This is a genomic window from Micromonospora sp. NPDC050695 (assembly GCF_040654415.1).
GTDB lineage: Bacteria > Actinomycetota > Actinomycetes > Mycobacteriales > Micromonosporaceae > Micromonospora.
This window is the reverse complement of record NZ_JBFAHZ010000007.1, coordinates 20,158-32,666: the sequence shown is the minus strand read 5'-3', so window position 1 is coordinate 32,666 and position 12,509 is coordinate 20,158. Positions and strand designations below refer to the sequence as shown.

9 protein-coding genes and 2 pseudogenes are annotated in these 12,509 nt (G+C 72.5%); 6 read left to right on the top strand and 5 right to left on the bottom strand.

Annotated elements, in window-relative coordinates:
* Positions 1 to 699: 699 nt before the first annotated feature.
* A pseudogene (locus AB0H52_RS07100) lies at positions 700 to 888 on the top strand (ISAs1 family transposase); the annotation flags it as partial.
* Between the two features lie 176 nt (positions 889 to 1,064).
* Here the strand turns inward: AB0H52_RS07100 and AB0H52_RS07095 are convergent.
* On the bottom strand, positions 1,065 to 5,519 hold the full coding sequence (locus AB0H52_RS07095) for an HAD-IC family P-type ATPase (RefSeq protein WP_151487703.1): 4,455 nt from the start codon (positions 5,517 to 5,519) through the stop codon (positions 1,065 to 1,067).
* Positions 5,520 to 5,615: 96 nt separating this feature from the next.
* Here AB0H52_RS07095 and AB0H52_RS07090 point away from each other — a divergent pair.
* The 5 genes and pseudogenes from AB0H52_RS07090 to AB0H52_RS07070 all read left to right on the top strand — a co-directional run bounded on the left by AB0H52_RS07090 (position 5,616) and on the right by AB0H52_RS07070 (position 9,078).
* Positions 5,616 to 5,932, top strand: a pseudogene (locus tag AB0H52_RS07090) (hypothetical protein).
* A gap of 58 nt (positions 5,933 to 5,990) precedes the next feature.
* On the top strand, positions 5,991 to 7,379 hold the full coding sequence (locus tag AB0H52_RS07085; RefSeq protein WP_151487705.1) for an MFS transporter: 1,389 nt from the start codon (positions 5,991 to 5,993) through the stop codon (positions 7,377 to 7,379).
* Between the two features lie 50 nt (positions 7,380 to 7,429).
* Positions 7,430 to 8,083, top strand: coding sequence for a GAP family protein (locus tag AB0H52_RS07080; RefSeq protein WP_151487706.1), 654 nt, complete (start codon positions 7,430 to 7,432; stop codon positions 8,081 to 8,083).
* Positions 8,084 to 8,251: 168 nt separating this feature from the next.
* Positions 8,252 to 8,446 (top strand): hypothetical protein, encoded by a 195-nt coding sequence (locus tag AB0H52_RS07075; protein ID WP_151487707.1) that lies wholly within the window; start codon positions 8,252 to 8,254, stop codon positions 8,444 to 8,446.
* Positions 8,447 to 8,529: 83 nt separating this feature from the next.
* Positions 8,530 to 9,078 carry a YbaK/EbsC family protein gene (locus AB0H52_RS07070; RefSeq protein ID WP_151487733.1) on the top strand — a complete coding sequence of 183 codons (549 nt, stop codon included), beginning with the start codon at positions 8,530 to 8,532 and terminating at the stop codon, positions 9,076 to 9,078.
* Between the two features lie 54 nt (positions 9,079 to 9,132).
* On the opposite strand, the gene AB0H52_RS07065 is transcribed toward AB0H52_RS07070, so the two are convergent.
* The 4 genes from AB0H52_RS07065 to AB0H52_RS07050 are packed head-to-tail and all read right to left on the bottom strand — an operon-like array spanning position 9,133 to position 12,501.
* Complete coding sequence (locus tag AB0H52_RS07065; protein WP_357945787.1) at positions 9,133 to 9,768, bottom strand: DsbA family oxidoreductase; 636 nt, start codon at positions 9,766 to 9,768, stop codon at positions 9,133 to 9,135.
* A 20-nt stretch (positions 9,769 to 9,788) separates the two neighbouring features.
* On the bottom strand, positions 9,789 to 10,214 hold the full coding sequence (locus AB0H52_RS07060) for a SufE family protein (protein WP_151487709.1): 426 nt from the start codon (positions 10,212 to 10,214) through the stop codon (positions 9,789 to 9,791).
* 36 nt (positions 10,215 to 10,250) lie between these two features.
* A complete protein-coding gene (locus AB0H52_RS07055) occupies positions 10,251 to 10,676 on the bottom strand; it encodes a CBS domain-containing protein (protein WP_151487710.1) in 426 nt (141 codons plus the stop codon).
* Between the two features lie 55 nt (positions 10,677 to 10,731).
* Positions 10,732 to 12,501 carry a proline--tRNA ligase gene (locus AB0H52_RS07050; RefSeq protein ID WP_151487711.1) on the bottom strand — a complete coding sequence of 590 codons (1,770 nt, stop codon included), beginning with the start codon at positions 12,499 to 12,501 and terminating at the stop codon, positions 10,732 to 10,734.
* Between the last annotated feature and the right edge of the window lie 8 nt (positions 12,502 to 12,509).

Here is a 12,509-nt window from a genome sequence, read left to right as displayed (position 1 = left end):
GCCTCTGACCAGGCGATTCCTCTTCGCAAGATCATTGGGCACAAGACAGGCGCATGTCAGTCGTGATCTTGCGGCTATTCGATCGTCTTGTGGGAACGCTCCGCCGCTGAGCTCACCTTCGTGCAACCTTTTCCCTTGCTGCGCGCATTCGATCAAACCTCGACAGTCAAAGGGTGCTGAGGGCGCAAATCCAGGCGGCCAGTCAGCAGGCGGCGAAGCCGGGGCCGGGGCCGAACAATAACCCGAGACGAGCCAGCTAGGCGGCCTGTAGATCGGGCCCGTGTTCACTGCTGTTCGCTCGACGAAGGAGGAGCCCTGCTATGTCCCAGCGGCATCGCCACGGCTAACCCGCAGCACTTCACCATGGCCTCCCGGCAGTCAGACACAGAACCACCCAGGAGTTCCCCTACGACACGTGATCGAGGGTGCGCACCGCATCCGGCCCACATCCGCCAGGTTCCAGGCCGGTGACATCTTGAGGGACGTAAACGCAGGTTCCTCTCGTACTCCTCTTCATCCCGCTCGCCGGACCCGCACCATCTGGCAGTACTGACACGCCCCAGCTTTGTCAGGGCTGCTCCCACCCTCCCCGGCACCTCCCGGATCAGGCTGCCCTCAGCTCCACCGCCCTGCTGCGACAGGGCCAGCGGCGAAGGCCTCTCACCTCCACTCGAAACAACAGCGCCTCACGGCGCACACATCCGCGACGTCACCTACGACGAAGACCGATCCCACATCCGCACCAGCACCGGACCACAGGTCATGGCCACCCTCCGCAACGCCGCCATCGGCGCACTACGCCTGACCGGCGTCACCAACATCGCCGCCGCCAACCGCCACCACGCCCGCGACAGCAACCGACCACTGGCCCTACTTGGCATCACCTGAGGACTTTGCCGAGGCCCTGGGGGCGGAACAGGCACCCGCCCGCGAACCGTTCCGGCCAGCGGAGATTGCCTGACCGGCTGGGGATTCACGTTTAGCGTGATGACTGTGCGGCATCAATATGACTGTGCGGCATCACGTTCGCTTCGGTGCATGCCGTCCGAGCGCCGTGATCGTGGTCAGTCCTCGGACCCGGTCGGCCCGTCGTCGTTCGCCGTCTCATCGGGCCGACCGGTGGCGGGCCGCGACTGCGGCAGGTGTTCCACCAGCTTGGTGAGCGCGCCGTTGGCGAAGGTGGCGCCGAGCGCCGAGCCCGCGCCGATGGTCCAGCCGACCGGCCCCAGTGGCGTACAGCCGAAGAACTGGCTCACACCGGGCGTCTGCACCACTACGACCAGCACGCCGAGGGACGCGGCCGTGGATGCCAGTACGGCGGGGCTGGTGCCGCCGGCCAGGATGGTCTGCCCGAGTTGGGTGCCGACCAGGGAGACCAGGGCGACGGTGCCGGCCCGTCGCTGGCGGCCGGTGTACCGGGCCAGCGTCCAGCCGACGGTCGCGCCCAGCGTGGTCGCCGCCGCCCGCAACGCGATCTCCCGGCTGAGGGTTTCGCCCAGCGACACGTCCGGGCCCTCCAGCAGGAGGCCGTCGGTGCGGTCCGACGCGGGTGGACGGACGGCGATGGCGAGCGCCGGTGCCAGGTCGGTGAGCAGGTTGACCAGCAGCAGTTGCCGCCCGGTGAGCGCGGAACGGCCGGTCGCCGCCGCAGTGAGCACACTGAACGCGATCTCGCCGAGGTTGCCGCCGACCAGGATGCTGAGCGCGTGCCGGACGGACGACCACATCGCCCGCCCCTCGACCAGGGTGGCGATGATGGTCTCCAACCGGTCGTCGGTGACCACCAGGTCGGCGGCGGCCCGCGCCGCCGGGGTGCCCCGCTGACCGAGGGCGATGCCGACGTCGGCCAGCCGGATCGCCGGGGCGTCGTTGGCGCCGTCACCGGTCATCGCCACGGTCCGCCCGCACTTCTGTAACGCCTGGATGATCCGCACCTTGTGCGTCGGGGTGCAGCGGGCCACCACGTCGGTGTTGGCCAGCCGCTCGGCGAGCGCCTCGTCGTCCAGCTGGTCCAGCTCGCCGGCGGTCACCACGCGCTGCTCGTCGTGCTCGCTGATGGTGGCGGCGATCGCCTCGGCGGTGGCCGGGTGATCACCGGTGATCATGATGGTGTGTACGCCGGCCTGCCGGATCCGCCGTACCGCCGGCGCGGCGCTCTCCCGGACCCCGTCCGCGAGGGCCAGGAAACCCACGAAGGTCAGACCTCGCACGTCCCCGTCGGACACCGTCGGATCGTCCACCTGGCACTCGGCGACGGCCAGGATCCGATGCCCTGCCCCGGCCCGGTCGGCCAGCATCCGGTGCAGCTCCGCTCGGCCGGCGTCGTCCAGGGGCTCCTGGCGGCCGTCGGTGCGTCGCGCGGCGCAGCGCGGCAGCACCGTCTCCGGTGCGCCCTTGACGCTCAACAGCAGGTGACCGTCGGTCTCTCCGACGCTCGCGTGGTAGCCACGGGACGGCTCGAACGGCAGCCCGCCGGCGGCGCGCCAGCCGGGGGCGCCGGTCTGCTCCACCACCCCGGCGGTGGCGGCACCCCGGCGAACGGCGCGGTCGGTCTGCAGGGCCAACTGTTCCGGGTCGGCTGCGGGAGGAGTGGCACGGAGCGCGGCGGCGAGCGTCGACCCAAGCCGGTCGTCCAGGCGGTCCACCGCGGCGTACCGGTCGCCCACGCCGTCGCCGACCCCGGCGAGCAGCAACTTACCCTCGGTGAGGGTGCCGGTCTTGTCGAAGCAGAGCACGTCCACCCGGCCCAGCGCCTCGATGGTGCGCGGGTTGCGGACCAGGGCGCCGTGCTCGGCCAGTCGCCGCGCGGCCGCCAGCTGCGCCGCGCTGACCAGGAACGGCAGCCCTTCCGGCACCGACGCGACGGCGAGGTTCGCGGCGGTCGCGGCCGTCTCGGCCAGAGGTACGCCCCGAAGCAGTCCCGCGCCGGCCACCGCCACCGCCGAACCTGCCGCGAGGGGGATGGCGGCGCTGGTCAGCGAGCCGAGCCGGGCTTCCACGCCGCTGGTCGGTGGGGCCTGGCGGACCATCGCGAGACTGCGCCCCGCCTCCGTGTCGGCGCCGGTCGCCACCACCACAGCCTTACCGTGCCCGGCGGCGATGGTGGTGCCGTCGTACAGCATCGAGTGCCGGTCGGCGATGGCGGCCGCGACCACCGGCCGGTCGTTCTTGGCGACCGGCAGCGACTCGCCGGTCAGCGACGACTCGTCCGCCTCCAACCCCACCGACTCCAGCACCCGGCAGTCGGCGGGCACCGAGTCACCCGACTCCAGGACGATGACGTCCCCGGCGACCAGGTCCTCGGCCGCGACCACGCGCTCGGCACCGTCCCGGCGCACCCGTGCGGTCACCGCCGAACGGGACAGCAGCTCCGCCAACGACCGTTCCGTGTTGCGTTCGTGCACCGCCCCGATCAACGCGGATCCACCGACCACGCTGCCCACCAGAGCGGCGTCGACAAGCGAGCCGAACGATGCGGAGAGCACCGCCCCGGCGGCGAGCACCGGGGTCAACGGGTTGGACAACTCGTCCAGGAAGGCGCGCAGCAGGCCACCGCCCGCCGGGGCGTCGCCGCCGCCCGCACCGCGCCTCTCGTGTCGGCGCTGGGCCTCCGCGCTGTCCAACCCGTCCGAGCCGGTGCCCAGATGGTCGAGCACGGTGCGGACGGGCATCAGGTGCCAGGCGGTCGCCACCGGCACCGGGGTGTCCGACCGGTCGTGCAGCCGGTGGGCCTGCCAGACGCCGTTCGCGAAGGCCAGCCCGGCCGCGCCGTTGACCGCGACGAGCGCCCGGTGCGGCAGCTGCGTCGGTGGGGCGGTGAACGCACCCAGCGCCCCGAGACCGGTGCCGGCCATGGACAGCCGGATGTTCTGCTGGGCGGTCCGCCGGGCCACCCCGGTCGCCTCGATCACCAGGGCCACCACCCGCAGGTCCGCCCCGACCAGTAGGTGAGCGCCCCACGGTGGCAGCTCGTCCGGATCGGCCAACCCGAGGCCGCAGTCGGACGCGCCGAGCGCCCTGCGGTCCGCGGACACCAGCATCACCACCGCACCGTCGCGTTGCAGCGCGCGTACCGACTCGACCAACTGGTCGCCGCCGGGCAGCATCGCGTCGGCGAAGCCGTACCGCTGCTCGTCGCCGCCGGCCACGACCAGCCGCAGCCCGGCCTGCCGCGCGGCGGCCGGAAGGCCGTCGACGCCCGGCGCGGGTTCCGGTTCGACCCGCAGCAGAGCGGCGAGCCGGTCGCCGTGGGCGAGGCCGAGCAGTTGCCCTCCGGCGGCGCGGAGCCGCTCCCGGTCGGGGATGTCGCCCGCCGGCAGGTGGTCCGGCGGTCCGATCCGCCACCCGTCCACCGACCGTGCGGCGGCCGGATCGGCCGGGTCGAACAGCGCGAACGCCCGCTCCGCCACCTGGTCGACGTCGACTCCCGACGCCGGTGCGAGGTCGGCCAGGACACCCCGGTCGGAACCGAGCACCGCGGCGTCCAACACCAGCGTGTCGATCCGGTCCAGCTCGCGGAGCACACTGCGGTCCATGGCGATCACACCGCGCCGGGCGAGCATCCGGCCGAGCTGGGCGGCGTACCCCTCGCGTCCGCTGCCGGGGGCCTTGGGCAGCGTGGACAGGCCCAGAGCGGCGGCCCTCTTGGGGCCGGCGAACGGCACCGCCGCCGCTCCGGCCGTGGCACCCACCGCCAGCATCCGGTTGATGTGCCGCTCGACCGGGCCGTCCGGCTTCGGTCGGGGTCGGTCGATCACCGGCCAGCGGGCGGTGGCGCGTTCCGGGTCGCCGGTCAGTCGGGGCTCGGCGCGCTCCCATGCGGCAAGTTGGGCGCGATCCTCGCCCCACTGCACGATCCGTTGGGCACCGTCCAGCACGATCCCGGTCCACCGGCCGGTCAGGCCCTGCACCACCGCCTCGGCCAGGGGAAAGATGATGTCTGCGCGGGGGTCCGAGCGCAGCTTCTTACCCATGAACGCGTGCAGCTTGGGTTGCAGGTCCACCGCCGAGAGCAGGCCGGCCACCTCGCCGGGCAGCGGCGCGAACGGCAGGATCCGGGTGGCCGCCGAAATGGTCAGGCCCAGCGCGTCGGAGGCCAGCGCACCCAGGGTGCGCGGGGTGCGGGGCCCCTCCTCCGGTGGGTGCGGCGGCGGGATCTCCGGATCGGGTTCGTGGTCACAGGTCCGTTCGATCCGGCCGATCGTGGCGATCAGGTCGCGCAGTCTCGGCTCCGGGGCCTGCACGGCGACAACCACCCGGCCGGACGGGGCGTTCACCCGTGCCCAGGCCACCCCGGGCAGCCTCTCCAGGGCACCCTCCACCTGGCGGGCCAGCCGGTCGCCGCCGTCCTGGCAGACACCGTGCACCTCGATGTGGTGCCGGCCGGGGCGCGACCAGACCCGGCGACGGGTCAGTCCGGCCTGTCGGGCCAGTCGTGTCGCCGCCGACCCGACGGTCCGGGACGCCTCACCGACCAGGTGCGGCACACCGATGGACGGCAGGATGCGTCCGGTAGCCATCTCGCCCTCCCGCCGCGTCACGTCCGGCGGCCTGGCTTCCCGACCTGCCATCCGTTATGCCCCTCGGGCTGCGGAAGTTTCCGGCGTCGGCAGCGCATGGACGAAGCGGGCGGTGGAATCCGGCGACCATCACCGGACACGGGGAGGCCGGAATGAGCACGCTGACCAGACACCTGAACGGGTCGCACGAGAACGTCCAGATGTACAGCCGGCGGATGGACCTGCCGATCCTGGGTGAGGTCGCGGTGCCACCACCGGACAAGGTCGCCTACTACGCCGGGCTCGGGGTGCTCGCCGCACTCCAGGTCATCGAGTGGCCGATCGCCCTCGTGATCACCGCTGGGCACCTCCTGGCCGACCAGCATTTTTCGGGACTGGTGAAGGGGGTCGGGGAAGCACTTCAGAACGCCTGACGAGAGCTGGGTCACCGGCGGTTGACTTCAATCCAGGTTGAGGTCGCAGGCTCGGTTCATGCCGACCACAGCCGCCACCGCCGTACCGGCCGCGCCCGGTCTGTTCGCACCCCGGCTGAGGGCGATGACGGTGGGCAGCGTCGCGTTGATCTCGCTGCTCGCGTTCGAGGCGTTGGCGGTCGGTACGGCGATGCCGACGGTCGCCCGGAGCCTGGACGGGTTGGCGCTGTACGGGCTCGCGTTCGGTGGCCCGTTCGCCACGGGCGTGCTGGCCATGGTGGTGTCCGGCATCTGGTGCGACGCCCGTGGGCCGCGAGGGCCGATGTGGCACGGGGTCGCCTGGTTCGTGCTGGGGCTGCTGATTGCGGGGACCGCTACCGCGATGGGTGTGCTGGTCGTCGGCCGGGTGGTGCAGGGGTTCGGCTCCGGGCTGCTCTCGGTGGCGCTCTACGTGATCGTCGGGCAGGCGTACCCGCAGGATCTGCACCGGCGGATCTTCGCCGCGTTCGCGGCGGCGTGGGTCGTACCGTCGCTGGTCGGGCCGGCGGTGGCCGGCCTGATCGTGGAGCACCTGGGCTGGCGGTGGGTTTTCCTGGCGGTGCCGGCGGTGGCGGTGCCGGCGGTGCTGCTGATCCATCCCGGGCTGCGGTCGCTCGGGCGCACCGCGGCGGCCCGGCCGCCGGCCGGCGCGGTGGCGCGGATCGGGTGGGCGTGTGGGGCGGCGGTGAGCGCCGCACTGCTGCACATCGGGGGACAGCAGCGCGGCGCCGCGGCCCTGGCGCTGATCGCGATCGCGGTGGCCGGTCTGCTGGTCTGCGCGCCACGCCTGCTGCCGGCCGGGTTCCTCCGGGCGGCCCGCGGTCTGCCCACCGTGATCGGGCTGCGGGGTCTGGCATCGGCGGCCTTCGTCGGCGCCGAGGTGGTCATCCCGTTGATGCTCTCCCGGGAGCGGGGCCTGTCGCCGACCGCCGCCGGGCTGGTCCTCACGGTCGGCGCGTTGGCCTGGTCGGCGGGCTCCTGGACGCAGGGTCGGATCCCGGTGCCGGCCTCCCGTGCCAGCCTGCCGCGCGTCGGGTTGAGCTGCATCACCGTCGGTACCGCCACGGTGGCGTTGGCCGTCCGACCCGACCTGCCGGTGGCATTCGCCGTGGTGGGCTGGGCGGTCGCCGGGTTCGGCATGGGGCTGCTCTACCCGTCGTTGTCGGTGCTGACCTTGGAGCTGTCCGCGCCCGGCGAGCAGGGCCGCAACAGCTCGTCGCTGCAACTCGGCGACAACCTGTTCGCGGCGACCGTGCTCGCGTTGACGGGCGCGGTGCTGGCCGCCGGGAGCGCGCCCGGCCCGGCCAGTTACGTGGCGACCCTCGCGGTGACCGCCGGCCTGGCGCTGCTCGGTGCGCTGCTGTCCGGCCGGGTGGTCGTGGGTGGGGGCGCCGCCCCGGCCGGGTGATCCCCGGTTTCGGCGGTGCCGACCCGGTCCGGCCGGGAGGATGGCGGGCGATGAACTTCCTGACCGTCCTGCCGCTGGCCGTCGTGATGGTCGCCGGGACCCAACTGGTCGTGGCGGTCTTCCTCGCGTCGTCGGATCGGCCACGGGCCGCGTCGCTGGGCTTCCTCGCCGGCGCCGGGCTGGTGGTGACCGCCGGGGTGACGGTGAGCTGGCTGCTGACCCGCCTGGCGAGCGGCCTGGCCGCCGACGCCAGCACGATCGCCGGGAAGGTCGATCGCGGTCCCGTCATCGACCTGGTCGTGCTCGCGCTGCTGGTCTGCCTGGCGGTCGTGATCTGGGTACGGCGGAACCGGTCCGGCCCGCCGAGGTGGCTGGGGAGCGTCGGGCATGCCAGTCCGCGGTGGGCGCTGCGGACGGGGGCGTTGCTCTTCGTGGTGACGCCCACCGACGACCTGACGATGGCGGCGGTCGGCGCGAGCGTGGCCCGACACAATCTGCCGTGGTGGCATCTGGTGCCGTTCGTGCTGCTCACCGTGCTCCTGCTGGCCCTGCCCCTGCTGGCGTTGCTGCTGCTCGGCGGGAAGGCGGCGCGGGCGCTGACCCGGATGCGGCAGTGGGCCGAGGAGCACTCCTGGATCGTCAACGAGATCGTGATCGCGTTCTTCGCGCTGCTGACCGTCCTGGACCTGATCCGTTCGGGATGAGCCGCCGCACACCAGGTCACAGGGTGCCGCGTCGTTCCGTCAGACGATCGACGCGCCGCGGGGTCGGCCGGGGCGTCCGCACCTGGGCGGACCACCTCGCCGACACGTACGGGGGAACCGGGCGGAAATGAGAGCAACAACGGTTCACGTTCGCCTTACGGTGACGCCATGTTCGCTGTCGTCACCACGGTGATCCTCTACGTCTTCGGCTTCGTCTTCCTCTACGGCGTGATCCGGCTGGGTGTCCGGCATGCGTTGGAGGACCTGGAGTTGCAACGGGCCAGGGCCCGACGCGAGGAGGAGTTGGCGGCCGCCCGCGACCGCTCCTTCATGCGCGACAACGCCTTCCTCGCCGGCAGTTGAGCCGCGCCGCGGAGGTGGCGTCCGGGGGTGGCGAGGGAGTCGCCGGGCGGTTCGGCGTGCCGGATGCGAGGATCGCACCCGTGATGGGAACGCTGAAGACCGAACCGGCGCGTGCTCGCCTCGACCTGCTCGCCCCGCCGGTGGCGGAGGCCATCGCGCAGTGGCCCGCCGAAGCTCCGGTGGACGTCGAGGACGTCCTGGTCGCACCGATCGACGCCGAACTCGCGGACACCGCCGCGTTCTGTGCCGCGTACGAGGTGGGGTTGGACGTGTCGGCCAACTGTGTCGTGGTGGCGGGCAAGCGCGAGGGTGTGGTCCGCTACGCGGCCTGCATCATCCTGGCCACCACCCGGGCTGACGTGAACGGGGTGGCCCGGCGGGCGCTGGACGTGCGCAAGGCCAGCTTCGCCCCGATGGACGACGCGGTCGAGCTGACCGGCATGGAGTACGGGGGCATCACCCCGATCGGGCTGCCGGCGCAGTGGCCGATCCTGGTGGACGCGCGGGTGATCGCCACACCCCACGTGATCATCGGGTCCGGCGTACGCCACAGCAAGATCGCGCTGCCGGGGCCGGCACTGGGCGCGCTGCCCGGCGCGCAGGTGGTGGAGGGCCTGGCCAGGCCGGCCTGACCAGGCATCGACGTCGATGCCGTTGCACGTGAAACATCACAACGGTCGATCTGGCTAGTGCGCTGCGGCCTCGCGCTGCTCGACCTCGGCGAGTGCGGCGAGCAGCGTCTGCGTCTCCTGTGCGCCGGACACCGCGTACTTCCCGGCCAGCACGAAGGTCGGCACGCTGGTGATGCCCAGGCCCTGCGCGGCGGCCAACTGGGCGCCGATGTCGGCGACGCGCTCGTCGGAGTCGAGGAATCGGCGCGCGTCGGCCGGGTCCAGGCCGACCTCACCGGCCAGGGTGGCCAGCGCGTCCCGGGAGCCGACGTCGATGCCGCGGTTGAAGTGCGCCTGGTAGAGCGCCTCCACCATCTCGGCCGCCCGACCGTGATCGGTGGCGTAGGAGACCAGCCGGTGCGCGTCGAACGTGTTGGCGATCACCGCGCGGTCGTAGTCCAGCCGTAGCCCGTCACCCGCGGCGACCTGGGTCGCGCGGGCGACCATCTGCCGGGCACGCTCCGGGCCTCCGAACTTGGTGGCCAGCGCCTCCACCAGCGGGCGGGGCTCGGGCACCGGCGACGGGTCGAGCTGGAACGGTCGGTAGCGGACCGTCACCTCGCACTCGTAGCTGGCGAGGGCCTCATCCAGCCGGCGTTTGCCGATGTAGCACCACGGGCAGATGACGTCCGCATAGATCTCGATCTCCATGATCGGTGGCAACCTCGCGGTCAGTCGAGTTGTTCCCGTACCTGCCGCTTGAGCCGGCCCAGGATCGCGGTGCCGCCGCGTACCCGCAGCGGGCTGATCGCCTGTGCCAGGCCCATCCGCTGGTAGAGGTCGTCCGGCACGGCCAGCACCTCCTCGGCGCTCGCGCCGGCCAGCCCGTCGGCGAGGATTCCCGCGAACGCGCGGGTGGTCGGCGCCTCTGGAGGGCAGTCGAAGAGCGTCTCCACGGTGCCCTCCGGCGTCACCCGGGCCCGCAGGAAGAACGCCGTCTGACACTCCGGCACCTGCTCCATGCCCTCGCGCGCGGCGCCGTCGGGCAGCGGCGGGATGACGTCCGCGTACTCCAGGAGCATCTCCAGCACCAGGTCGCGCGGCGCGGCGGCGAACTCGTCGACGATCTCGGCCAGTCGGGCCGGCATGTCAGCCATGTGTCGAGGCTACCGCCGGCCCTCCGGCCCGATTCGTCACACCGTCGGGGACTGCTCGCTGATCTCGCTGAGGGCGCTGGTCGGGTCGAGCTGCATGGCCAGGTCGCCGAGCGAGACGATCCCGACGAGCTTGCGGTCGCTGTCGCAGACCAGCACCCGCCGGATGCCCCGGTCCCGCATGAGCGCCGCCGCCTCGCCCGCCGTGCAGTGCTGCTCGATCATGACGACCTCGCGGGTGACGATCGAGCCGATCGTGGTGGCCGCGGGCGAGCTGTTCTCCGCAACGGCCCGCACCACGATGTCCCGGTCGGTGAGCATGCCGGCGAGGCTCGCGCCATCGGTGACCACCACGTCACCGATGTCCGCCTCCTTCATCACTCTGGCCGCCTCGTCCAGGGTCGTCTCCGCCGACAGGTACACCACCTGCTTGGTCATCACATCGCTGACCCGGTAACCGGTCATGAGAGCCTCCGAAGCTGTTCACCCGATCCAACTGCACTACCCCGTGACGTGGCGGCTACACCAGGTTCCCACGATCGCGGCGTACCCCGTCGACGATCCGCTCCACCAGACCGTCCACCGGCAGCTCCGCGCGCCCGTCGCCGGCCCGCTCGCGCAGCTCCACGTACCCCTCTGCGAGACGGCGGCCGACCACGACGGTGCGGGGGATGCCGATCAGCTCGGCGTCGGTGAACTTGACCCCGGCCGAGACGTGCGTGCGGTCGTCGACCAGCACCCGCAGCCCGGCGGCGGCGAGGCGTCCGCCGAGCTCCAGCGCCGCGTCGAGCTGCGGGCCCTTGCCCGCGACCACCAGGTGTACGTCACACGGCGCGACCGCCGCCGGCCAGATCAGCCCCCGGTCGTCGTGGTGCTGCTCGGCGATGGCCGCGACCGCCCGGGAGATCCCGATGCCGTAGCAGCCCATGGTGGGTCGGACCGGCTTGCCGGCCGGCCCGAGCACGTCGACCGTGAACGCGTCGGTGTACCGGCGACCGAGCTGGAAGATGTGCCCGATCTCGATGCCCCGCCGGATGGTCAGCTCGCCGTCGCCGCAGTCGGGGCAGGGGTCGCCGGCGCGCACCTCGGCCGCCTCGATCGTCCCGTCGGGCGTGAAGTCCCGGCCGCAGACCACGTCGGTCGCGTGCCGGCCGGGCTCGTTCGCCCCGGTCAACCAGGCCGAGCCGGGCACCACCCGGGGGTCGACCAGGTATCGGATGCCCAGCTTGTCGAGGATCTGCGGGCCGATGTACCCGCGTACCAGTTCCGGATGTTCGGCCCACTCGTCGAAGACGGCCACCTGGGCCGGCTCCAGCGCGGCGGTGACCCGCTTCAGGTCGACCTCCCGGTCGCCGGGCAGCCCGACCACCAAGGGCTCGGCACGGTCGGCACCCGGTTGGCGGACGGTCAGCACGACGTTCTTGAGCGTGTCGGCGGCCGTCCAGGTGTCCCGACCGCCCAGCCGGCGGGCGTTGGCCAGCTCCACCAGGCTGGCGATCGTCGGGGTCTCGGGTGTGTCGTGCACCTCGACGGCCCTCTGCGCGGCCGGGTCACCGGTGGCGGGTGGCCGGGTGACCACGGCCTCGGTGTTCGCCGCGTAGTCGCAGGCCGTGCAGCCGACGAACGTGTCCTCGCCGACCGGCGTCGCGGCCAGGAACTCCTCCGACGCCGAGCCGCCCATCGCACCGGACATGGCGTGCACCACCGTGTGCTCCAGGCCCAGCCGATCGAAGATCCGCTGGTACGCCGCCCGGTGCCGGGCGTACGCCTCCCGCAGCCCCGCCTCGTCCAGGTCGAACGAGTACGCGTCCTTCATCAGGAATTCCCGGCCACGCAGCAGACCGGCCCGGGGCCGTGCCTCGTCGCGGAACTTCGTCTGCACCTGGAACAGCGTCACCGGGAAGTCCCGGTACGAGCTGAACAGGTCCTTGACCAGCAGCGCCGCCATCTCCTCGTGGGTGGGTGCCAGCAGGTGGTCGGCGCCGCGCCGGTCGACGAGGGTGAAGATGTCGTCGCCGTACTCCGTCCACCGCCCGCTGGTCCGGTACGGCTCGGCGGGCAGCAGCGCCGGGAAGTGCACCTCCTGGTCGCCGATCGCGGTCAGCTCGGCACGCACCACCTCGGTGATCCGGTCCAGCACCAGCTTGCCCAGCGGCAGCCACGTGTAGCCGCCCGGCGCGGCGCGACGGATGTAACCGGCGCGCAGCAGCAGCCGGTGGCTCGGCACCTCCGCGTCGGCCGGGTCCTCACGAAGGGTCCGCAGCAAGAGGGTCGACACACGTAGCAGCATTCGGGCAG